This is a genomic window from Streptomyces sp. NPDC107581 (assembly GCF_055657175.1).
The window spans coordinates 1-22362 of record NZ_JBVKBH010000033.1 but is presented as its reverse complement, the minus strand read 5'-3'; the positions used below and the strand labels follow the sequence as shown (position 1 = coordinate 22362).

The 22362-nt window shown below is 68.8% G+C and carries 22 protein-coding genes and 2 pseudogenes; 5 read left to right on the top strand and 19 right to left on the bottom strand.

Annotated elements, in window-relative coordinates; genetic code table 11:
- Positions 1-29: 29 nt before the first annotated feature.
- From ACZ7P3_RS41370 to ACZ7P3_RS41355, 4 genes and pseudogenes are all read right to left on the bottom strand, one after another.
- A complete protein-coding gene (locus ACZ7P3_RS41370) occupies positions 30-962 on the bottom strand; it encodes a hypothetical protein (protein WP_472089849.1) in 933 nt (310 codons plus the stop codon).
- Complete coding sequence (locus ACZ7P3_RS41365) at positions 959-1285, bottom strand: helix-turn-helix domain-containing protein (protein ID WP_472089848.1); 327 nt, start codon at positions 1283-1285, stop codon at positions 959-961. Before ACZ7P3_RS41365 ends, ACZ7P3_RS41370 begins: the two co-directional genes overlap by 4 nt.
- Positions 1282-2309 (bottom strand): annotated as a pseudogene (locus ACZ7P3_RS41360) (tyrosine-type recombinase/integrase). Before ACZ7P3_RS41360 ends, ACZ7P3_RS41365 begins: the two are co-directional and overlap by 4 nt.
- Before the next feature lie 557 nt (positions 2310-2866).
- A complete protein-coding gene (locus tag ACZ7P3_RS41355; protein ID WP_472089847.1) occupies positions 2867-3595 on the bottom strand; it encodes a TetR/AcrR family transcriptional regulator C-terminal domain-containing protein in 729 nt (242 codons plus the stop codon).
- Between the two features lie 111 nt (positions 3596-3706).
- Between ACZ7P3_RS41355 and ACZ7P3_RS41350 the strand changes: the two genes are divergently transcribed.
- Positions 3707-4840 carry an FAD-dependent oxidoreductase gene (locus ACZ7P3_RS41350; RefSeq protein ID WP_472089846.1) on the top strand — a complete coding sequence of 378 codons (1134 nt, stop codon included), beginning with the start codon at positions 3707-3709 and terminating at the stop codon, positions 4838-4840.
- Positions 4841-4959: 119 nt separating this feature from the next.
- Here the strand turns inward: ACZ7P3_RS41350 and ACZ7P3_RS41345 are convergent, their stop codons facing one another.
- Positions 4960-5868 carry a LysR family transcriptional regulator gene (locus ACZ7P3_RS41345; RefSeq protein ID WP_472089845.1) on the bottom strand — a complete coding sequence of 303 codons (909 nt, stop codon included), beginning with the start codon at positions 5866-5868 and terminating at the stop codon, positions 4960-4962.
- Positions 5869-6005: 137 nt separating this feature from the next.
- Here ACZ7P3_RS41345 and ACZ7P3_RS41340 point away from each other — a divergent pair, with 137 nt between their 5' ends.
- From ACZ7P3_RS41340 to ACZ7P3_RS41330, 3 genes are all read left to right on the top strand, one after another.
- Complete coding sequence (locus ACZ7P3_RS41340; RefSeq protein WP_472089844.1) at positions 6006-6824, top strand: 3'(2'),5'-bisphosphate nucleotidase CysQ; 819 nt, start codon at positions 6006-6008, stop codon at positions 6822-6824.
- Positions 6825-6866: 42 nt separating this feature from the next.
- Positions 6867-7463 carry an NADPH-dependent F420 reductase gene (locus ACZ7P3_RS41335; protein WP_472089843.1) on the top strand — a complete coding sequence of 199 codons (597 nt, stop codon included), beginning with the start codon at positions 6867-6869 and terminating at the stop codon, positions 7461-7463.
- 388 nt (positions 7464-7851) lie between these two features.
- Positions 7852-8793 carry an alpha/beta hydrolase gene (locus ACZ7P3_RS41330; protein WP_472089842.1) on the top strand — a complete coding sequence of 314 codons (942 nt, stop codon included), beginning with the start codon at positions 7852-7854 and terminating at the stop codon, positions 8791-8793.
- Between the two features lie 160 nt (positions 8794-8953).
- On the opposite strand, the pseudogene ACZ7P3_RS41325 reads toward ACZ7P3_RS41330, so the two are convergent.
- The 13 genes and pseudogenes from ACZ7P3_RS41325 to ACZ7P3_RS41265 all read right to left on the bottom strand — a co-directional run.
- Positions 8954-9094 (bottom strand): annotated as a pseudogene (locus ACZ7P3_RS41325) (IS630 family transposase); the annotation flags it as partial.
- Between the two features lie 345 nt (positions 9095-9439).
- Positions 9440-10432 (bottom strand): DUF6924 domain-containing protein, encoded by a 993-nt coding sequence (locus ACZ7P3_RS41320; RefSeq protein WP_472089840.1) that lies wholly within the window; start codon positions 10430-10432, stop codon positions 9440-9442.
- Between the two features lie 98 nt (positions 10433-10530).
- Positions 10531-11433, bottom strand: coding sequence for a NucA/NucB deoxyribonuclease domain-containing protein (locus ACZ7P3_RS41315; protein WP_472089838.1), 903 nt, complete (start codon positions 11431-11433; stop codon positions 10531-10533).
- 429 nt (positions 11434-11862) lie between these two features.
- On the bottom strand, positions 11863-12495 hold the full coding sequence (locus ACZ7P3_RS41310) for a GmrSD restriction endonuclease domain-containing protein (RefSeq protein ID WP_472089836.1): 633 nt from the start codon (positions 12493-12495) through the stop codon (positions 11863-11865).
- A 244-nt stretch (positions 12496-12739) separates the two neighbouring features.
- Positions 12740-13213, bottom strand: a complete 474-nt coding sequence (locus ACZ7P3_RS41305; RefSeq protein WP_472089851.1) for an HNH endonuclease family protein — start codon at positions 13211-13213, stop codon at positions 12740-12742.
- Between the two features lie 25 nt (positions 13214-13238).
- Positions 13239-13910, bottom strand: coding sequence for a S1 family peptidase (locus ACZ7P3_RS41300; RefSeq protein WP_472089850.1), 672 nt, complete (start codon positions 13908-13910; stop codon positions 13239-13241).
- Between the two features lie 116 nt (positions 13911-14026).
- Positions 14027-14557 carry a hypothetical protein gene (locus ACZ7P3_RS41295; RefSeq protein WP_472089835.1) on the bottom strand — a complete coding sequence of 177 codons (531 nt, stop codon included), beginning with the start codon at positions 14555-14557 and terminating at the stop codon, positions 14027-14029.
- Between the two features lie 56 nt (positions 14558-14613).
- Positions 14614-17178: a DNRLRE domain-containing protein gene (locus tag ACZ7P3_RS41290; protein ID WP_472089833.1), complete on the bottom strand. Its 2565-nt coding sequence runs from the start codon at positions 17176-17178 to the stop codon at positions 14614-14616.
- 294 nt (positions 17179-17472) lie between these two features.
- Positions 17473-18390, bottom strand: coding sequence for a PP2C family protein-serine/threonine phosphatase (locus ACZ7P3_RS41285; RefSeq protein WP_472089832.1), 918 nt, complete (start codon positions 18388-18390; stop codon positions 17473-17475).
- Between the two features lie 212 nt (positions 18391-18602).
- The gene (locus ACZ7P3_RS41280) at positions 18603-18944 is read right to left on the bottom strand and encodes an ANTAR domain-containing protein (RefSeq protein ID WP_472089830.1); all 342 of its coding nucleotides are present in this window, start codon (positions 18942-18944) and stop codon (positions 18603-18605) included.
- 167 nt (positions 18945-19111) lie between these two features.
- Entirely contained in the window at positions 19112-19549 is a 438-nt protein-coding gene (locus ACZ7P3_RS41275) for a DUF2267 domain-containing protein (RefSeq protein ID WP_472089829.1), read from the bottom strand.
- Positions 19550-19568: 19 nt separating this feature from the next.
- Positions 19569-20009 (bottom strand): DUF2267 domain-containing protein, encoded by a 441-nt coding sequence (locus ACZ7P3_RS41270; protein ID WP_472089827.1) that lies wholly within the window; start codon positions 20007-20009, stop codon positions 19569-19571.
- A 100-nt stretch (positions 20010-20109) separates the two neighbouring features.
- Entirely contained in the window at positions 20110-20541 is a 432-nt protein-coding gene (locus ACZ7P3_RS41265; protein WP_472089825.1) for an Hsp20/alpha crystallin family protein, read from the bottom strand.
- Positions 20542-20667: 126 nt separating this feature from the next.
- Here ACZ7P3_RS41265 and ACZ7P3_RS41260 point away from each other — a divergent pair, with 126 nt between their 5' ends.
- Positions 20668-21300 carry a type III effector protein gene (locus ACZ7P3_RS41260; protein ID WP_472089823.1) on the top strand — a complete coding sequence of 211 codons (633 nt, stop codon included), beginning with the start codon at positions 20668-20670 and terminating at the stop codon, positions 21298-21300.
- A gap of 83 nt (positions 21301-21383) precedes the next feature.
- Here the strand turns inward: ACZ7P3_RS41260 and ACZ7P3_RS41255 are convergent, their stop codons facing one another.
- On the bottom strand, positions 21384-22211 hold the full coding sequence (locus tag ACZ7P3_RS41255) for a hypothetical protein (RefSeq protein ID WP_472089821.1): 828 nt from the start codon (positions 22209-22211) through the stop codon (positions 21384-21386).
- Positions 22212-22362 lie beyond the last annotated feature (151 nt).

The window sequence follows — 22362 nt, the reverse complement described above, 5'->3', positions numbered from 1 at the left end:
CTCGCCAGCATCGCCTGCACCCTGATCTGCTACCGCCGACTCGCCAAATGAGATGACTTCTTAGTGCTCTTCGCCTGCCGTGACTTCCCGCAGTCGGCGCATAGACGGACGCGCCGCGGCTGACACGAGCCACAGTGGAAGGCGCCGCCGCGGTGCCGGAATCCGGGGCGGAGCCGACCGCAGACGCTGCACTCGCCGGTGCGGCCCCGGTAGCAAGCGTCGCAGATGTCCGGCTGGCCGTTGGCCGCGCGGATGTGGATCCGCCGGACGCGGCCGCAGAGCCCGCAGAGTCGGCCCGGGACGTCGTAGCAGCGGCGGCAGACCGGGCCCTCTTCGGTGTTCGCCCAGACCCGGGCTTGGTCACCACAACGGGCGCACTCACGTTCGGGGCGCGGGTAGCAGCCCGAGCAGAGAGCTGTGCCGTCCTCGCTCCGGAAGGCCGGGACGCGGTGCTGTCCGCACTTGCCGCAGTCCTGCTGGAACAGCGGGTCCTTGCGATAGCAGACGCGGCAGATCGGACCTTCTTCGCGGTGGGCGGCGATGTGTCCGTCCTGCTTGCAGCGGGCGCACTGCTTGAGCGAGTCCCGGTCGAGGCACCAGTTGCAGCAGCGGCCGGCCGGGGTGGGACGGCGGAGCGTGCTGTTGGTGCGTCCGCAGATCGCGCAGGCGAGCTGGGTGACCGCCTCGCCGTGGCCGGCGGCGTCCAACTGCCTCAGCAGCCGCACCAGCACGAGCGGGCAGTACGACGACGGAGCCGTCAGCGCGTTCGGGTTCTCGGCGATGTGGTCGTCCAGCTCGCGTGCGCGAAGCGATCCCCAGGCCTTGGCCTGTTCGAGGATCCGTTGGGCCGCCTCCGCGGTCAGGTCCGGGCCGATCGCCTCCAGGAGGTGGGCGATCAGCCGGGCCCGGGCCTGGTCGAGTTCTTGCTGACGGCGGCGCTGGTGGGCGTTCTGTCGCCTCACGGCTGGCCGGGTCGGCGGATGACGGTCCGCCGTGGGGCGGTCGGCGTCGGGCCCGACTCCCCGTCGGCGGTCTTGCGGAGCTGGGTGTTGACGACCTCGGGCTTGATCAGGTCGTTCGGGGTGCACTGCAGGATGTCGCAGAGCGCGACGAGGGTGTCCATGCTCATCCGCTGCGGGGGCTGGGTGACCAGGCGGTAGACCTGTTCACGCGAAAGGACGACGCCGCGTTCGGCGAGCAGCGGCACCAGGTCGGAGGTCTGGAACATCTGGCGTTCGGCCATCAGCTGCCGCAGCTGCCACTGGTAGCCCATCTTCTTGATCACGTTGCCACGTCCCAGTCGTCGCCCAGCCGGTTCCTCATGGAAGTCTCCAGCAGCTTGTTCCTGTACTCGTTCGAGACCCCCATGTAGATCGCCGTCGTGGCCGCATGGGAGTGCCCGACCTGTTCTTGAACAAACCGGGCGGGATATCCAAATTCGGTCAAATGTGTGATGTAGCTGTGACGGAGGCAGTGCAAATCGAGATCTTCGTCGAGGCCGGCGTCCTCGCGGGCCGCCACGAACGCCTCGTTGATGGAGCGCGGCGACAGCCGCCCGACCCGTTCGGTCACCCAGAGCGCGGGGTGACGGCTGGGCGAGAAGTGCGGCCGGATCTCGGTCACCCACTCGTCCAGGACGTCGACCGCCCAGCCCATCTCCGGGACCATCAGCACCGTGCGGCGCTTGGGCGGCGCCCCCTTCGAGGCTTTGCCGAAGCGGACCATCAGGCTGCCGTAGCCGCGGAACTTCGGAGCCTTGCGGCTGCGTCGCAGGTCGACGAGATCGACCTTGGACGACTCCGTCCGGCGCGTGCCGTAGGCGTAGATGGTCTTGAGGACCGCGGCGTCCCGCAGCGCGGTCAGGGGCCCTTGCGGCCCTGCCCCTTGATCTTGCCCGGCCGGGCGTCGGCGGCATCGAAGAGTGCCTGGACCTCGTCGTAGGTCAGGGGCCGGCGCCGCGGGTCGCCCTCGTACTCGACGGTGTGCAGGACCGAGTTGCCCTCATGGAAGACCGCCTGCGGCACTTCGCCGAAGCGTTCATCGCAGGTGTGCAGCCACCCGTAGCGGGCGTCCAGGAGGTACTCCAGGAACAGGCCGATCGTCACCTCGTACGTTCGCGCGGTCGACATCTGGATCGGCTTCCCGCCGCTTCGCAAGTGCGCGATGAACGCCTCGCCGTCCGCTGGCGTCCACTGCCACGGGTAGAGGCCGGTGAACTCCTCGAAGCGTTCGATCAGCCGGACCCGCGGGTCGATGGTCGTGGACTTCAAGAACCTGGCCGACTGCTGCCTGGCCCAGCCCTCCTTCATCGCCCCGAAAACGGCGGGCGCCGGGTCGAGATGGACGACGTTGCGGGCCAGAACAAGGGAGGCCGAACCGGGTGCTTGCGTGCTCACCACCCTGTTGTATCAAACGCAACAATGATGAATCTATGTGCTAATGTGCAGGTCAGAGCCTGATCGACTCGGCGGCCCCCTTCGGGGTCCGCCTCGCCGACCAGCCAAAACGGCCTTCTGGGCGCCGTGCGGAGTGTTGCATCAGATGCAATTCATCCTGTTTTACCCGGGTGACCCGGCTCCAGCAGCCGGTGCGCTCCACCCAATCCCGCTCAATGTCTGCTCCCGGACAGTCGGAATCCCCGCAGATTCTCCGGGGCGTCCCGTGTGTGCGGCTGGAGTTTCCGCAGATCAGGGGCGGTCCGGGGCACTGTAGCGGATGCAACAGGTGTGGTGTGCGGAGCTGGTCACCCCGATCGTTCTCTGATGCTGGCTCGTGGGAATCGCGCTGTGTCGGGGGTTCAGCGCGCGGAGGCCGGCGCCCGGGTGTGGAGTTCCCCGATGAACTGCCAGTTGGCGCTGTCGAATCGTCAGGGCCGGATGGGGAGGTTGGCCTCCCATCCGTCGAGGAGTCGTTCGAGTCCCAGTTGGAAACCGCGTTCGGCGCTGTCGGCCGCGTGGGGAAGTTCGGCATCACGAATGACGCGGGCGAGGAGTGGATGGCGCCCGGCCCTGACGACTTTGTCTAGGTAGGGCGCGTGGGCGTCCATCCATTCCTGGATGCCGACTCCGGAGCGTCGGACGGCTTCCTGCTGGGCGAGCTCGCCGATGGCGTAGCCGCGGACGAAGGCGTGCAGCGTGTCGACGACGGTGATCATGACGTCGATGTCGAAGCCGAGGGGATCGAGGGCGGCGAGTGCGTGTTCGGTGGCATCGAGGGAGTTCGGTCCAAGTGATGGGCGCCCTGCCGCGAGAGAGGTCATCCAGGGATGACGGTGGATGGTGGCCCGGGAGCGATGGGCCAGTGTCCGCAGGTCGCCGCGCCAGTCGCCGGTGGGGGCAGGCGGGCCGCCGTCTTCGGCCGCTACGGCGTCGAGCATGAGATCGAGCAGGTCGTCTTTGGACGCCAGGTAGCGGTAGAGCGAGGCTGTGCCCGTTCCCAGTTCCTTGGCGACGCGCCGCATGGACAGTGCCTCGATGCCCTCGGCGTCGGCGATCGCGATGGCGGCGGCGGTGATCTCCGCCCGGGTGCGTGAGGGTGCGGGACCTTTCGCGGCCCGCTCCGGCCGGTTCCAGACCACCGTGTGAGCGTCGTCCATCGGGTTTCCCTCCTCACTACTGCGCTCACTGTTCGCAGTAGTGTTATCGTGGCGCCATTACTGCGAACACTGTACCCGAGTAGAGCGTGTCCAGCCGAAAGGGAAACCACCATGACCACTCCCGTCACGATCATCGGCGCCGGGCTCGGCGGCCTGACCCTCGCCCGGGTCCTGCACCTGCACGGCATCCCCGCGACCATCTACGAAGCCGAGACATCGGCGGACGCCCGCACGCAGGGCGGTCAGCTCGACCTCCACGAGTACAACGGGCAGCTCGCCCTCGAAGCGGCCGGCCTCACCGACGAGTTCCGCGCGATCATTCACGAAGGCGGCGAGGCCGTGCGCGTGCTCGACCAGCACGGCGCGGTCCTGCTCGACCAGCCCGACGACGGCACGGGCGGGCGTCCCGAGGTGCTCCGCGGAGACCTGCGTCGCATCCTGATCAACTCGCTGCCCGGCGAGATGATCCAGTGGGGACACAAGGTCACCAGTGTCCGTCCCCTCGGAGACGGGAGGCACGAGCTGGCGTTCGCCGACGGGCCGGCCGTGACGACCGGCCTCCTCGTCGGCGCGGACGGCGCCTGGTCGAGAATCCGGCCGCTGCTCTCCGACGCGAAGCCCGAGTACGTCGGCACGTCGTTCATCGAGACCTACCTGTACGACGCCGACCAACGCCACCCCGCAGCGGCCAAGGCCACCGGCGACGGTTCCCTGTTCGCCGTCACAGCCGGCAAGGGGATCCTCGGTCACCGAGAGGCCCACGCCGTTCTGCACACCTACGTCGCGCTCAATAAGCCGCAGGACTGGATCGCCTCCCTCCTCGCCAGCCCCGAAACGGCGGCAGCCCAGGTCGCGGCAGAATTCACCGGATGGGCGCCTGAGCTCACCGCACTCATCACTGACGGGGAAACCGCCCTCGCCCCGCGCCCGATCAGCGCCCTGCCGATCGGCCACCGCTGGGACCGCGTTCCCGGAGTGACGCTGGTGGGCGACGCCGCCCACCTCATGTCACCGTTCGCCGGGGAGGGCGCCAACCTCGCCATGCTCGACGGCGCCGAACTCGGCAAAGCCATCGCCGCACACCCCGACGACATCGAAGCCGCCCTTGCACAGTACGAGCAGGCTCTCTTTTCCCGCAGCGCCCGGTTCGCCGCCGAATCCGACAAGAACCACCAGCTCATCTTCGGCGACAACGCCCCCGCCGGCCTGCTCAGCCTGCTCACCGGCCAGGAACCGACCGAGTGAGAGGGCCCGCGGATCCGCGGTCGTGAGCCGCAGGCGTCGGTCTGGCCGCCCCACGGCCGGCACCCGCACGGACAGGCCGCTGCCGGCGTTGAAGGGGTGAGGCGGCCGGGCGGCGCCGACTACGACGACGCTCCGCTCATGGCCAGCGCGGTTCGCGCCAGCCCGCGCAGCCAGGCGTGGGCGTGGTCGGTGTCGTAGCGCTGATGCCATGACAGGTATACCGGTGCCGACGGCAGTTCGAGCGGGAGGGGGAGCACGGCCAGGCCGAGGTCGGCGACCGCTGAGCGCGTGGTGGCTTCGGGGACGCTGATCAGGAGATCGGAGCCGCGCGCGAACTCCAGCGCGGCCGCTTGCGTGGGCGCGGTCGCCACCACGCGGCGGGTGAGGCCGAGCCGCGCGAGGGCGTCGTCGAGGGCATTGCTGAGGTTTCCACGTCGCGAGACGGTGACGTGCTCAGCGGCGGCGTACCGCTTTGCGGTGACGGTCCTGACGCGGGTGAGGGGGTGCTTCTGCCTCACGACGATGACGAGGCGGGTCTCGCCCACGTTCTCGGCACGGATGTCCGGTGCGCTCGGGCGGTTGGCGTTCGCCTCCAGGTCGACCTCGCCGCGCCGCAACTCGGGGGTGTCGTTGCTCGATTCCGCGACGAAGCGCAGTCGCACGCCCGGCGCTTGTTCACGCACGGCCGAGAGCAGTGCGGGGCCGCTCAGGGCGACCAGGGAGTCGTGCCAGCGGAGTGTGAAGGTGCGCTCCAGCGTTGCCAGATCGAGTTCACGGCTCGGCGCCAGCACCCCTTGGACCTGGTGCAGCAGCTCGTGCACTTGTTCCCGGACGGCGATCGCGTACGGCGTCGGGGTCATCGTGCGGCCGGTGCGCACCAGGATCTGGTCCCCGGTCGTGCGCCGGATCCGGCCCAGGCTCCGGCTCATCGCGGGGGCGGTGACATGCAGGCGTGCGGCCGCCCCGGCCACACTGCCCTCCTCCAGCAGCGCGTCGAGCGCGGCCAGCAGGTTCAGATCCAATTGCATGTGAGTAATCCTAGCCGTGCTTGACATGCATTTGAGGTTAATCAAGGGGCTGTATACCTTCGAGACCAGAGCGCTGAACAGAGCGCACGGTTCGGCCCGAACGGCCTCATCACCTCCTGCTCAAAAGGGAGTTCACCATGTCCGAAATGCTTCAGACCACTGATGTCGCCGCCTCCGACGCCGACCTGCTCGGCCAGACCGCGATCGCCGTGCGTGCGGCCGGCTCCGCGCTGCGCGATCGCTTCGGCGAGGTGGTCCGCCACCAGACCCGCGAAGAGCTGATGAACGCGCTCGCCGCCAACGACGACACGGCCCTCGGCATCCTGCGCCCCCGCCTCACGCGCCTGCGTCCGGATGCCGGGTGGGTGGAGGAAGAGCTGGACGGCGGGGCGCTGCCGCCCGGCGAATGGTGGGTCGTGGATCCGGCCGAAGGCAACGTCAACCACCTGCACGCCCTGCCGGAGTGGGCGGTGACCGCCACCCTCGTGCGTGAGAACCAGCCGGTGCTCACCGTGGTCCACCTGCCGTTGACCGGCGAGACCTACACCGCGCTCACCGGCGCGGGCGCCCGCCTCGACGGCCGACCGCTGCACGTCTCCCCTACTGCGGACCTCGGCCTGAGCATCGTGGCCACCAGCCAGGCCCGGCCGGACGAGGACGAGAAGGCCGTGCGGCGCGTCGGCTCCTCGATCACCGCGATGCTCTTCGACGCGCTCGTCGTCCGCACCGCCGTGCCCGCAACCCTGCACCTGACCAACGTGGCCGCCGGCCGGATCGACGCCTTCTGGCAGTTCGCCGGCGCCCGCGCGGATCTGCTGCCCGGGGCGCTGCTCGTCACCGAGGCCGGCGGACAGATCTCCGACGCCCAGGGCCGCCCCTGGACCCCGCAGAGCGAGAGCTTCCTGGCCGCCGCGCCCGGCGTCCACGCCGAGGCCGTCGCCACGCTCTCACGCTGAGCGCGCACCACAACCCGCACCCACGAAAAGGACCACATCATCATGACCACGATCGCAGTTCTCGGAAACGGCCGCGTCGGCGGCAACCTGGCCGCAGCCCTCACCCGGGCAGGGCATGAGGTGAGCGTCGCGGACCGCGCGCCAGGCACCGCCGCCGACGCCGCCCGGACAGCCCAGATCGTCATCAACGCCACCCCGGGAGCCGGCTCGCTGGAGCGGCTCACCGCCCTGCGCGAGGAACTGCGCGGCAAGATCCTCGTCGACGTCTCCAACGCCACCACCGACGGACCGGACGGACTGCCTGCCGACCTGATCCACCCCGGCTCAAGCCTCGCCGAGCAACTCCAGGAAGCGCTCCCCGAAACCCGCGTCGTCAAGACACTCAACACCATGCTCTTCCCGGTGATGACCGCGCCGGCCACGCTCACCCAGCCGCCGACCGCGTTCGTCTCCGGCGACGACCCGCAGGCCAAGCAGACCGTCCACGAACTGCTCACCGACCTCGGCTGGCAAAAGGAGTGGATCACCGACCTCGGCGGGATCCAGACCGCCCGCGCCACAGAGGCCGCGATCCTCTTCGTCCCGCACGTCATCCGGTCCACCGGATTCACACCCTTCGCGATCTCCCTCGCCCGCTGACCCGCACCCAGCGCACCGCCCCCGGCGGGCCCACATCCAGAACAGGTACGACAGCGCAGCCAGGGCCAGCGATTCAGCGCCGGACGGCGACCCGTGGCCACCCTGCCCGGGGCCGTCGGCCTCGCACCGAGGTATCGGCCCATCTCACGGCGGACGCCCTTGCGGAGCCGGTCGCGAATCTGCCCGCCGATGCCCGCAGTGGCCGCCGGCAGGAACCTCACACTCGCCGATCCACGTGCGCGTGCGGGTGGAGCGCGGGGCCGGTCGTGACCGGGGCCGCGCAGCGCCGGACGGCATCACGCTGCCGCTACTGCACTCCTGCGACTTGAAGAGCTTGGAACAGCCATTCCACTCTCCGTCGTCTCGCCAGCCCGGGAAGGCCCTCATCATGTCCCTCGACCCCCAGATCGATGCCCTGCTCGAGAAGTTGGCCGAAGGAGGCGAACCGGCACCGGAGAGCCGAACGGTCGAGGAGAACCGCGACCTCGTAAGCAGCCTCTCCACCCTCGCGGGCGACGTCGAGCCCGTCGGCAGCGTGCACGACGCAGTGGCCGCCGCCGAAGGCCTCGAGGTCCCCATCCGCATCTACGCCCCCGCCACCCTCCCGCGCTCCGGGCCGCGGCCCGTGACGGTCTTCTTCCACGGCGGCGGATGGGTCCTCGGAGACCTGGACAGCCAGGACCACATCGCCCGCATCGTGGCCAACCGCTCCGGCACGATCGTGGTCTCCGTCGACTACCGGCTCGCGCCCGAACACCGCTTCCCGGCGGCGATCGAAGACGCCTACGCCGCCCTGACATGGGTCGCGGCCAACGCCGGAAGTCTCGGCGGCGACGGGCAGAGCATCGCGGTGTTCGGCGAGAGCGCCGGCGGCAACCTCGCCGCGGCCCTCGTGCAGGAAGCGCAGCGGCGCGGGGGACCTCACATCGCACTGCAGGTACTGGCGTACCCGGCGCTCGACCGGTTCGACGACAGCCCCTCCATGTACGAGAACATGGCAGGACCGTTGCTGAGCCGCAGCTGGCTCGAATGGTTCTGGGGCCTCTACCTCAACACGCCCGACGAAGGCGCCGACCTGCGCGTATCGCCGGCGCGCTCCGACGAGCTGGCCGGGCTTCCTCCCGCCGTCATCGTCACCGCCGAACACGATCCGCTGCGGGACCAGGGGGAGCGGTACGCGCAGAAGCTCGCCGACGCCGACGTGCCGGTCACGCACCTCCCGATCAAGGGCGCCACCCACGCTTTCTTCTCGTTCACCGGGTCGGTGCAGCTCGCACGGGACGTCTTGAACCAGCTCGCAGATGCCGTGGCCACGGCGTTCAACGACTGACCCGCCCGCCGTTGCCGCTTGCCAGGTCCCCTTTCGACCACGCCTGAGTTCCAGGGCAGGGTGAGGCCGGCGATCACGGCGTCGCGGTCGATGCCCGTGGCGAGGGTGTGGAGGCTGGGCAGGCTGTTCTGGCGGACGGCGTCGAGCCATTCGGGGAGTCGTTGGCGTTGCGCCAGCGCAGACAGCGACGCAGGGCCTGGGGCTGCGCGGGATGGCTGCGACGGTTTGGGTTGGCCAGGGTGAACTGTCGCAGCGGGCCGAAGGGGGCCTCGATCGGGTTGGCTCAGGACGCGTAGGTCGGGGCCATACCGAGAACAAGGACGGCTTCGGCTCCCAAAGCCGCGTCCGGGACTGGTCGCCCTGGGCGCGGCGATCTCGGGCGGCCGGTACGCCTGGACGCCGCCCTTCGCCTGGCTCTCGTTCTCGTTGGTTCAGGCGTGGCACCCGCCCGGGTGAGTGCCACGCCCCGTCATCGGCCGGCGCCGTCACCAGCCGGCTCTTGCGCGGCCGGCCGCGGCTGCGGGCTCTGTGTCCCGCGACCACGGCCACCCGGAGGGCTGTCTTCCGGGGCGGCGGGCCGGGAGGGATACGGGTGAGCCCTGGACGGAAGTCCAGGGCTCGATGTCGATTCGGGCATTCGGCAGCGCTATGCGCCGTCGGCGGCCGCCCGGTAGATGCCGTCGTCGCCGGCGTCGCGGGACCACTCGCGGAAGTCGGTGTTTCCCAGATCCATGTTGATCACGAAGTCTTCCAGGTGCTCCCGCGGAATACGGAAGGACGGAGCAGGTTCGCCAGGAGGGTTGTCAACGGCCAGCAGCGGCAGGTCGGGCGAGGCTAAGGCGTTCTGGTCCGCAACGAGGAGGATGGTGTGGTGAGGCCAGTCGTCGTCGCCACGGTCGATCAAGGTCCGCAGCTGCTCTTCTGTCAGGCCGTCGTACGCGCCGTTGTCGAGGGGTGTGACGTCGATGGCCTCGCCGTCCTCGTAACCGTTGTCGATGAGGCGCAAGAGGCTGTGCCAGGCCTGCGGCGCGGTGAAGCAGGTGCGGATGAGCACAATCCCGCCACCCTCGGCATGAATCTTCGGAGCGTCTACGGCCGGCTGGTATGGAGAAGTGCTGGGGCCGGTGTAGTCGGCTGTCGGGAGGGCGGCGTGGTCGCTGCTCTTGTGGATCTCCTCGAGGGCTGCGGGAGCTTTCCACACCTGGATGAGGTAGGTCTCGGGGGGCGGACTGGTCCGAGAGGAGTGGGGCTGGCGGGGCAGTGCGGCGTTCTTGACGGCTGCGCGGCCCCGGGCGTGGGTGCGGATTCGGTAGGCTCCGGGACCGTCGAAGGCGAGGTTAGTGGTGCACGCCTTGTCGTAGCTGGCGAGGAATGCCCGGCCGCGGGTGAAGTCGGCGGAGATGTCGACGACGTCTTCCCAGTCCTCCGTGTCCAGCGTGGGCTGTTCGGTGTGGATCTCGACGGTGACGCGGAGATGGCCGCGTTCCATTCCGGTCAGAATGGTGCCGAAGTCCCTGTGGAAGCCGATGAGGCTGTTGGTGATGCTGGAGTGTTCGGGGAACTCCATGATTCCCTCGAGCATGGGATCGATGAGGAGATCATGGTCTTCGACGTAGAGGTCCTTGGTCTCGGTAGTCACGCCGTCTTCAACTCCGTCTCGTGTGCCCGTGTACGGCGCTGGGTGCCGCTCTCGACCAGTGAGAGCAGCACCCAGATCATCGATCAGCTACGGCAGCATTACTTGATGTGCACATAGTAGGCGTCGCCGTTGAGGACGCGCTGGCTCTTGTAGAAGCCGCCCAGTCGCGCACCGGCGGTGCGGTTGTCGCTGGCGGAGATGATGCGTGTGCTTCCGCGACGGGGGTTTCCGCCTTCCTTGGTGGCTGCGAAGGGGTACTCGTCGCAGTCCTTGCCCTGGGGGGCGTGAGTTCTGCCGCACATGGCGTTGCGGTGCTTGTTGATGGTGGTCTCGCTGGTGATGCGGTGCAGCGGTGCGGAGGCACCGGGGTGGCCTGTGATGGCCCGCTGGGCGTCGGCGATGTGGCGGGCGGACTCCTTCACCTTTGCGTCAGTGTGGGAGAGGCTGAAGATGGGGGCGTAGCCGGGGAAGACGCAGCCGGGGTTCTTGACCCGTCGGCGGTTGTCCCGTGCCCAGAAGGTGTCGTCGCAGCGGAACTTGGCGGATTTATACGTGATGAATCCGGCCGTGTATCCGGGCTTGTTGAAGTTGAAGCGATAGGAGGCCGGGGCGCTCAGGGCCTTGTTCTTCTTCACCGTGGCTGCGTACTTGGCGGAGCCCTTGCGGACGGGTCCCAGTGTGGAGCCCTGGGGATACTTGACGCTGGTCTTCACTCCGCGGCCGGCACCGACGGAGACGTTGACCCTGACGCCGGAGGCATTGACGAGTGTGGCCTTGCCGACGGTGAAGGTCTCACCCCACTTGAGCTTGCTCGTCTTGAGGCCCATGGAGTGCTTGATTTCGAAGCTGGCGGAGCCCACAGGCCTGCCGTTGCGCAGCAGGTCGACGCGGGCACTGATATCGAGGCACATGCTGGTGCGGGTGATGATGATGTAGCCGATCCGGCAGCTGGTTCCGGACGCCTGGACCCGGGCGGTTTTGACAGGACCTGTCTGTGTCACTCGCAGGGTCTGTGTCACCGGCGCCGGCTCGGCCGCGGCCTCACCCACCACTCCCCCGGCCAGTACACAGCCCGCGAACGCACCCGCTAACAGCCTCTGTGTGGTCTTACTCAACGAAACGTTCCCCTCCCCCTGCCGCTACTCATGGCCGCACCATTTGCGAACCACTGCGGCGGCAGGCAGCGCAACACTAGGAAACGCCCACTCCAAATCTCCATCTATTTAAGGCAGTTGTCGTGAAAGTTGCCCGTCATCGACGGACACGCCATCACTGGCAAAAGCTTTGCATCCGCTCGCAACGGAGATATCCATGCCATCTTCCGGCGAGCTTGCAGCGGCGTCGGTGGAGTATCTGGCGGATACGGCTGCAGCGTCGGGCGCCCCGGTCCGGGTGTGCCCCGCGTGGGACACGCCCGGACCGGGGAATGCTCAGTTGGTGCAGGTGTCGAGCATGGAGGACAGCGCCGTCTTTTCGTCGTCGGTGCTGGTCAGCTTCCAGATGGACTTGATGTGCGTGTAGTCCTTGGCGTACGTGCACCAGAAGGCGTGGTTCGTCGGTTTCCAGTCGGCCGGCCCGCTGTCTGACTTCGAGCTGTTGGAGGACTCCGAGGCGATCAGCAGCTGGGGATCCTTGAGGTCGTTACCGAAGGCCTTGCGCTGGTCGGCGGTCCAGGTGTCGGCGCCGGAGCGCCAGGCCTCGGCGAGGGGCACCATGTGGTCGATGGTGGCTTTGGCGACCTCGGTGACCGTGGTGTCGTCGTAGGCGGAGTACCAGGAGCCTGATGAGGGCTGGCAGCTGCCGGTCTCGTCCTGGACGTCCTTGCCGTCCCGGGCCAGGACGTCCTGACGGGTCGTGCAGCTGTCCGGCTGCTTCGACCAGATGTCGAACGCGTCCCGGCTGTAGCCGTCCATCGAGTGCGGTGCGGCGACGGTGAGAGCGGCCAGCTCGGTGCGGGCGGTCGCGGTGGAGGGCGGGGCCGGCGGCTCCGCGAGGGCGGGTGCGGCCGAGAGCCCGACCAGGAGCAGACCGGTCGCGGGCAGGATAAGGAGAGCGCGGCGCATGGAAGTCTCCGTCAGGTGTGGGGGGGTTGGAGATGCGCACATGACAAAACCGCAGTCTCTGCACAGTGCGCTACGCGCGTCGACCAGATACGACAACTCCCCCACCCCTCCTTCACCCCACGGTCACCGCCACCGTGTGCTGAAGCCACCCGGCCACAGCACCACCACAACCTGACCTGCCCGGTGACCAGTTGGGCTCTGGCGCGCGGGCAAGCGCGCCAGGACCCGTGCGGGCGGGGTGGGGTCAGCGGGCCCGGGTGACGGTGACGGGGACGTCCGGACAGTTGTCCAGCAGGTCGGCGAGGACAACCTGTTCGGCGGCGTCGACGCTCAGTCCCCAGCGCACCTTGTCCGCGGCCCAGTCGGTGACGTACTGACAGCGGTAGCCGGCCGCAGGCGGAAGCCACGTGCTGGGGTCCTGGTCGGCCTTGCTGCGGTTACTGGTGGCCGAGACCGCAATCAGTGCCCTCGCATCGCCGAGGTCGTTGGCGTAGGCCTCACGCTCCTTCGCCGTCCAGGCGGATGCGCCGGAGTCCCAGGCCTCGGCGAGCGGGACCATGTGGTCGATGTCGAGATCGCTGGGGCCCTGGATGGAGCGGTCGTCGTACGGGCTGTACCACGCGCCGCCGCTTGAGGGGCGGAGGCGGAGAGGGCAGGATTCGAACCTGCGTGGACCCCGGAGGGGCCTGACCGTGAGGCGAGCTCGCTGGTCCCTGATCAGCCGGCTGTCCGCGCGAGAGACCTCATTTGTTGGCCGGTGGCTGTGATGTTGCCCGGGCGATCCACCGCTGCAGCGAGGCCACTCGTACGTAGACGCCGACGTCGTCGATACGGCAACTCGGACCCCAGCTGACCAGCCCGACGACCGTTTCGTGGCCGTCGGTGCCGAAGACTGGACTGCCCGAGTCTCCGGTGCAGGTGTTCCTACGAGCGTCGGCGTCCGGTACAGCGCACATCTGACCCTTGGTGTAGGGGATGCGCCCGAGACTGCGCTGAGCGGTCGAGCAATGCTGGTGGGCCACGAAGCGGAGGGGCACGCTGGTGCGTCGGCATGGTGCGACACCGCCGTAGCCATCGCGGCCCCAGCCGAAGGCTGTGCCTCGGGCAGGCGTGGGGGCGTGGTGGGAGGGCAGCCCGGCTGGGGGCGTCTGTGTCGTGGCGGACAGGACGAGCAGCGCTGCGTCCGGGGTACCGCTTGGGGTGCGCGGGGCGAGGACGGTCTGGGTGACGTGGAAGCGCTGCCCCTGGATGGGGGCACCGTGGCAAAGGTTGTCGGCTCCTATGACGGCGTCGACCGAGCCTGGACGGCGTGCACGGACACAGTGCGCGGCAGTGAGAACGACATTCTTCTTGACGAGGACGCCACCGCAGAACTGTCCGTTGAAGAGGTCGTTCCGGGGGGATGAGGAGTTCACCAGGGCTACGACGGCCTGTTCCCGGCTGGGCCCGGCCGGGCTGCCGGCGAGAGGCGTGGAGCCCCCCGCCAGCAGCCCGACCACGAGAACTGCCCAGCCCGCGAGACGCAGATGAGTCAGCACTGTGCCTTTTTCGTCTGGACGACGAGGCTGGTGATGTTGTGCCACCGATATGAGGTGCCGCCGACGTGATAGTCGACGATCACACCGGTCATGCGGACCTTCGCTCCGCCGGTCACGCGGATCGCCACGACCAAATTGTGGGTGCGCGCCGGCGAGTCCGACTGGGGGGCGATCGTCGCCCCGGCGGCGGGCGCACGGTGCTCCCAGGCAGTCCCTACCGCGTCGCGGAAGGTCTTCGTCGGTGGGTAGTGGTTGTCGTACCCGATGAGGTTGTTACCTGTAGGCAGGAGAAGTGCGTCGACCAGACGCAGACCCTCGGGATGGAGCAGAGCAACCCTGTCGACCACCACCTTCGCGTGACCGAAGTTGTGCAGTTCGTCCCCGCCGAAGGTCAGAGTCCCGCCCGGCTTGGCCGGCATGCACATGGTGGCCGAACCTGCCTTCTCCCAGTCCGGGCCGTCCAGCGGACCCCCGCCCGCCGGCGCCGTCGACTGCGAGCAGCCAAGGACGGTGCTCAGTGCCACGGCCGATGCAACAACCCCCAGGCGGGTGCGGCGAAGACGCCGGGATGCGATGTGGTTCATGGCGTGTAACCGCTGCTGCTGCTCGCCGCGACGAAGTTGTACGGGTGGCTGCTGCCCGGAGCACCGCCCGTACCGCACATGTAGCGGGTGGCGCTGAACGAGTACACGACTGTGGTGTCGGTGGAGTATCCGGTTTCCGACGACAGGTTGAGACCGACTGCGTCGGCGGTGCTTGCCCCGTCAGTCCACGTGATGGCCTTGGAGGTGGTACGGGTGAACTTGCCGCCCTTGAGGTACTGCGCGCAGTGCGTGGCCTTGGGGATGCGGGCCGTGGTGACCTTCTCGCCGCCGTAGTAGCCCTTGGCCCGGGCTTCGTAGTAGTCCCTGTTGTTGTATTTGCCGTAGGCGCAGATGACGTGGTATTTGCCGTAGCCGAACTCGGTCTTGTAGTAGGCGCCGCGGTGGTTGCCGTAGGACGGGTAGTCGTTGGTAACGGTGCTCGACTTGGAGTTCGTCCCGCTCGCCTCGAAAGTGCCATAGGTTCCGGTGGACGATATGCCGACCCCAAGCGTGCTGGAGGCACCCTTGCTGTAGGACAAGGTGTGCGAGACTCCCGTCGTGGCGCTGTATGTCTGGCCCACGATGACCCACTTGGCGCCGAGGTTCTTCACCAGCTGAGCGCTGCATCCCTTGGTCACGCCCGCGTCGTCGTCGGGGGCAGTGTCGTCCGGGTCCGCGCTGCCGGGACTGTCCGCGACCGATACCGGCGCGGTGTCCGTCTCGTCCGTGGCGGCTGTGGAGTCGGCGGAGGCCGTCGAGGCCGACAGACTCTGCAGAGCGAGCGTGGCGGTCACCGGCGCGGTCTGGGCACTCGTGATCTCCGTCGCGGAGTCCGTGCTCGCGAATGCATCGTTGGCGGGGGTCCCGGCTGCGGTGACCGCGGCCAGATAGGCAGAGCCATTGGATGAACTCGACGCACTGACGAGCTTGCGCGGGAAGCTGAAGTTGGCCTGGGTCGTGCCGGAGTAGGCGACGGTCTCGAAGTTGACGAGGCCGTCGCTGCCCGCCTGGGGTGCCAGGGACGACAGGTCGGCTATGCGCAGTGCGTAGGCGCCCGAACTGTCGGACACCGCCTTGGCCACGGGCTGCAGCTTGACCGTGTCGCCCTCCTGCAGTGCGGCTTCGCTGTCGTTGTCCGGCCAGGCGTACAGCACGACGTCGGCGTCGGTGACCGGCGTGCCGGATGCGTCCGTGACGGTGCCGCTGCTGACGACGGGAGTACTCAAAGACGCGGAGTCCTTCAGGCCGGCCAGGTCAGTGTCCTCGTAGGTCACCGTCAGGTGCGGCACATAGCTGCTGCCGCCGGTGTAGTTGGCCGAGTAGTAGCGCCGCCAGCTCAGGGAATCGGTCTCGTCGACCGCGCTGAGCTGCACGCCGTAGTTGGGGGCGCCGTCCGCCCAGGACTGCACGATGCTGTCGACGTCCCAGTGGCTGTGCGCGGCGGGGCACGCCGAGGAGTAACCGTGGGCGCCGGTGTTCACGACCTGGCCGGTGTTGGTGACCGAGGGCATGGTGTCCCAGGTGATCCCCGAGGGATCCCAGGTGGAGGTTACGCGGCGTACCCGCACGCCCGACCCGGTGGTGGAGCAGGTGGACGACCAGTACGAATACAGGGAGAGGTCAGTGTCTACGATGTGTTCACCGGTGAAGGCTGAGGTGTCGAACTTCAGGTAGGCGCGTGCCCGGTGGGTTCCGCCGTCGTAGGAGCCGACCCGCAGCTCCGTCGAGGAGCGCTGGGAATCGAGATAGTTCGGCGTCTCCAGCCAGGTGTCCGTGGTGACGGCCAGGGTTGTGGTCGGGTCGATGGTCACTGGGTACTTCGTCTGCGACGAGTCCAGGAAGGAGCGGTCCGGGGAAAGGACCAGAACCTGGCCGTCGGCTGTGTCCTCGATCCGGGAGTCGACCTTGGCGTCGTGTCCCGGCAGCCCGGAAGCGTCGTTCACGGTCGAGTCCCACATGTGGGGCGCGGGGGCGTCGGCGACTGTCCGGCCCGAGGGGTCTTTCAGCAGCAGGTGCCCACTCGTGTCCTGGGCGACTTTTAGACCGCCGGAGGTGGCCAGCGGGATGCGGATGGTGGTCGCGTCATCTGGACGCCGGTCGAGGACCACTTGCTCGGAGAAACCGGTGGGCAGGGCTTCGACGACGAGGTCGCCTCCGGCGACGGCGTTGTCGTAGGTGGCGGTGTCGCCGTCCAGGGCGGGTGCCGGCAGTTTGTCGGGCAGCGACAGGCCCAGGGACATTTTACCGTCGGTGACCTGGGCGAACGGTCCTGAACCGCCGTCGGAGAAGGCAAGGTTTGCGGTGGTGGCGCTGGGCGTCACGTCGGCGCCGGTGTCGGCGAGGGTCGTGTCCACCGCGGTCCAAGAACCGTTGCGGCGCACTCGGACCGGGCTGCTGAACACCTCGGTGGTCAGGGTGCCATTGGGGTTGGCCCACGAGGTCGCATCGTCTGTGCGTTCCCCGGTGATCTCGACGCGCTCCCCGCGCTCTTGAGCCGCGGCCAGCGCCGTTGCGCGATCCGGTGCGGTGTCAGGAGCCGGCGGGGCAGTGTCGGAGGCCATCGCTGTCACGCCACCTCCCGAAGTGAGGAGGGCACATGCCACGGCAAGTACGGTGAGCCGCGCAACGGCTCGGCTGCTGGTGGACCTCGTACGCACAAGCCGTCTGGCCGGCGACGAGTCGCTGCTTGAGAACAGGGTGAGTCCCCTTCTTGCGACGCGAGCCCAGTGCTCGCTGCCGCTCTTCGCAGAGCAGCGAGAAGGATGATCACTTCTTTACGGAACTCTCACAATCCCCATACCTGGCATGAACAGGCCACTTGGCTGAATCTTTGTGGTTCCCAGGGCATTCCATGGTCATCTGATCGCCTCGGCGTGGCACTGGAGCCCCCGGCCGCGGGCTTCCAGGGCTCCGGGGACGACGTGGTGGGCGCGGATCAGGAGCGGTGGCGGGTGGCCGGCGTTGATCCAGGCCAGTGGCCCTGTGTCGAGGTCGAGGTGCGCGAGGACGCCGGTGAGCAGGCCGCCGGGGCGCCAGCGGTGCAGGTCTTCGTCGATCCGGTCGGTGATGTCGGTCAGGGTGCCGCCTGCGTGGCGGGTGGACCGGCAGCCGGCCAGGACGACGGCGGAGGCCAGTCCCGCGGCCAGGTCGTGGCCCATCGCGTCGACCACGGTCAGGTGCAGGCGTCCGTCGTCCAGACCGTGGTCGAAGGCGTCGCCGCCGATCTCGTAGGCGGGTTCCAGTGCGGCGCTGGAGGTGACCTTGTCGGTGCCCAGGGTGCGCGGGGGCAGGAACGCCCAGACCATCTCCGCCGCGGTTGTCATCGGGCGCCGGCGGGTGGTTCGGCTGAACAGGTCGCTGAATCCGCTCTTGGAGACGATGGTCAGAGCGGTCACCGCGGCCAGCTGCGTGGCGCCGTCCAGCCGGGCGGGGGTGAGCTGGTCGGCGGTGACGCGCAGTACGCCGATCCGGGCGATGCCGTCGACCAGAGGCAGCCACACCGCCAGTGGCCGACGGCGCGACAGCCGCAACGACATGGTCCTGTAGGCCCATCCGGCCACCGTCCCCTCGACCGCCAGGGCGGCGGCGTGCCGGCCCCCGGCGTGGGGCAGGGGCACCAGCTGGTCTTCCTGCACGTCCGCCAGGTAGATGACCGCCGACGCCATCCCCAGCCGACGGGCCGCCTCGTCTACCAGCTGCGCGACCTGCCGCGGGGAGGCGGCGTGCGAGCGCTCCAGAAACATCGCCAGCGCGGCACCCGGTTCCTCCGCCATCACTCACCGGCCCTCTCACCGCCTCGGCCCCCTCTCCAAGTCTGAGACCGGTCGCCTCGGTGCGCGGCTCGCCCGGGTACGGCACTACCTGGCCGACCCTGTTCTCGTATGGCTATGGCGAACGGACATATGGCGCTGAGTGATGCTCGGGGCGGGCCTGGGCGGTACGTGGCCCTGAAGATCCGGCGGTGAACCCTGGCTCGGGTACGTGTTCAGGCGGAGCCCGCCTGAGACAGAGCGGTCTCCAGGGCCTGTCGGATGTCCTCGGACAGCTCTTTGCTGGCGGGCCAGCCGACGATCTGTTCCGCAACCTCCCGCAGCTTGATGTTCGTTTTCTGGGAGACCATCCGCAGAACGCCAAAGCCCTGGCCGGGAGGCAGGCCGCCCAGGGATACGACGACGCCGATGGCCTGGTCGATCACCGCATGCGAGACCACGGCTTCCTGAAGCTGGCCGATTTCCCGCTGCAACTGGCCGATCTTTCGAGCAAGCTCTTCAGGCCCAGGGGCGTCGGCGTCGAACGGTGAAGGGGCCTCCTGACCATGCTCCGTCATGTTCACCTCCTGACAGGCTGACCCGCGGCCCGGATGCTGTCGGTCAGCCAGTCCTCTCCGCGTGATAGGCCATCACTTCGTTCCTGCGATCGGCCGGGAGGGCGCCCGGCGCAGGGCGGGGCAGCGACGGCGGCCGTCGTGCCCGCTCCGAGAACCGCCGTCCTCGTCTACGCGGCGGGGGTGAGTTCGGCGCGGCCGAACAGCAGCGCGTAGCCGGAGGGAAGCCGGTGCAGGATGCGGGTGATCAGGTCGGGGCCTGCACAGGCGGCAACGGCGGAGAAGACGGATCCGGTGTCCCAGCGGGTCGTGGCCTGGGAGGCGCCGGTGCGGGCGGCGAGGTCCTTGACGAAGGCCCAGCCGGTCAGCGGCTGGGTGTCGGGGATCTGGGCGGTGAGGACACGTGCGGCCTCGAAGGGCAGGCAGGCGGCCAGTTCGACGCGTTCGTCGCCGGTCAGCTGGCGTCCCAGCCCTGCCAGGACCAGGCGGACGGCTTCCTCGGCCTTCTCGCGGGTGGGGTAGGCGCCGTCGTAGCGGACCTTCTCCAGCATCTGCTCGTGCGCCCTGTCGTAGGGCTGCTGGAACGGTGCGGGTCGGGCGGACATCATTGCGGTGGTTGCCTTTCTGTCACCAAGGTCGTGGTGCCGGTGTGCGGTCACCGGTGGGTGGGTGGTCAGGTGGGCCGGGGCGGCCGAAGAGCAGGTCGTAGCCCGCGGGGAGCTGGAGCAGGATCTGATCCAGCAGGGCGTTGCCGGCGGCGTCGGAGACCGTGGAGAGGACGGCACTGACGTCCCAGGCCGCGGTCTGCTCGGTGGCGCCCTCGATCCAGGCCGCGGCCGCGCGCACGAACCGCTCCGGAGGCAGCGGCTCGGCGCTCTGCAGCGGGTTGAGCAGGACCAGGGCGAAGCCTTCCGGCAGACACGCGGCCAGTTCGGCGCGTACCTTGCCGACCAGATGCGCGCCCAGCAGGGCAAGCACCACACGGGCCGCGCGTTCGGCCTCCTGCAGGGTGCCGTACTCGCCGCGTTCCTTCACGTGGTCGAGGAACGCCTCTCGTCGCACCGTCATGTCGGGCGCCGCCCTTCCTCGGCTTCGGGGCGCGGAGGACGGGCAAGAGGGGCGAACAGATACCCGTCCTCCGCCGCTGTCGAGCCGGTGCCGGTCCGGCTCAGCCGGAGATCTCCTTGCGGCCGGACCCGACGCCGATGGCGACCTTGCGGGGCTTGGCACGCTCGGCGATCGGAATGCGCAGCGTGAGCACGCCCGCGTCGTACTCGGCCTGGATGTGCTCGGTGTCCAGCGTGTCAGCCAGCACCAGCTGGCGGGAGAAGACGCCCAGCGGCCGCTCCGACAGTTCCATCTGCACGTCGTCGGCCTTGGCCACCGGCCGCCGCTCGGCCTTGACGGTCAGCATGTTGCGTTCGACGTCGATGTCGATCGCGTCCGCGCTGACGCCGGGGACGTCGAAAGCCACCACGTACTGGTCACCCTCGCGGTAGGCGTCCATGGGCATCGGGGACGGCCGCGACCAGGTGCCGGGACCCATCAGCTGCTGCGCCAGCCGGTCGAGGTCACGGAAGGGGTCAGTGCGCATCAACATCGGAAAACACCTCCAGAAGGTTCAGGCAGTTGCTGCCAATGCGCCTCACTGACACCGTTGTACCATGTCATCCAATGGATGACAAACAAGATGTCATCCATGTGACGACAACAGGGGAAGGTGCCCGTGACCGCAGCCGACCAGCCGCCCGCTACCAGCACGAATGCCCACAGCCCGGCGTCCTTCCTCGCCGCCGCGGTGGCCCTTAACGCGATAGACGACGCCCTACGTGACGCTCGGCAAGAACCACCGGACATTCCCGGTGCGCCCACTCCTGGGCCGGAGCAGGCGCTGGCCTCCCTGCTGCTGCTGCGGCAGGTGCGCGAGCAGCTCGCCGGATGGGAGACCGGCCTGATCGAGACCGCCCGCGACGCGGGCGCCAGCTGGGCCGACCTCGCCCACCCCCTCGGCGTCACCAGCCGCCAGGCCGCCGAACGCCGCTACCTCCGCGGCCGACCCGGCCCCGCCGGAACCACCGGCGAACAACGCGTCCAAGCCACCCGCGAACGCCGCGCCGCCCAACGCACCACCGCCACCTGGGCCCGCCACAACGCAGCCGACCTGCGCCGCATCGCCGGCCAGATCACTGCCCTCACCGACCTGCCGGACGCCGCCCGCACCCCGCTCAACCAACTCCACGCAGCCCTCGCCCACGACGACCCCGCCGAGCTCATCCACCCCCTCCACGCCACCCGCCCCCACCTGACCGGCACCCACCCCGACCTCGCCGCGCAACTCGACACCCTCACACCCCCCTGACCTCCCCCGTCATTCCAAGGCGGGGGCGCAGCCGACACGGTGACCGGGCGCAGCCGAAACTCGCCCGGCCGCGCCCTCCTGCCTCAGTGACAGCCGCCCGGCGGACACGGGTGGTAGCAGCCGCCCGGCGGGCACCCGCCGTGGTCGTAGCCCGAGCTGCCGTCGTCCTCGTACCCGCCGCTGCTGCTGGAATCATCGCCGCCCGTGGAACCGCCCGACGAGGAGGACGAGGAGCCGCTACCGCCCACCGTGGCGCCGCCGATACCGCCCGAGGTGGACGATGAACCGCTGGCCGACGAACCCCCGCCTGACCCGTAGTGCGGCTTGGGCTTGGGCTTCGGCCGGGGCTTCGGCTTCGGTTTGGGCTTCGGTGATGGGCAGCCCGTCGGCGACGCACTCGGCGACGGCGTCGGCGACATCGTCGCCACCACACCCGACGACGTCCACACCAGCACACCGTCATACGAGCGAGACACCAGCGGCGGAGGTGTCGCCGTGCAGTCCCACACGCTCGGCGCGATCGTCAGCTTCGCCGACCCGCCCTCCTCCGGCATCCACACCTTGCACACCTCGGACAGGCTGGGAATCTCGCCCAGCTCTTTGCCGTCCGGCGTCAGCACCGTCACATCCGAGATGCCCTTGTCCTGCAGATCGTTGAAGAACGAGTACGCATCCCCGCCGCGCACCGTGTCGTTGAGATTCGCCAGGGTCTGCTTCCACTCCGCCGACACCGTGTGCTTCGGCTTCGGCTTGTCGTCCGAGCCGCCGCCCATGCAGCTGCTCGCGATCACCGCCACGACTGCCGCGATGACGAGCAAGCAGCCGCAGCCGAACATGCCGTCCTTGCCGTCGGTCTGGTTCGCGACCGCGTCACCGGCCTGCTTGCCCAGGTCGACCTTCTTCCCGCTCAACTCTCCCTCTCCCCCTCCCTCAACATTTTGTTGAACCGGTCGGCACAGTATCGCCCGCCGGTCCCAAGGGACGGGCCGGCCCCTGCACTTAGAAGTCATCTCATTTGGCGAGTCGGCGGTAGCAGATCAGGGTGCAGGCGATGCTGGCGAA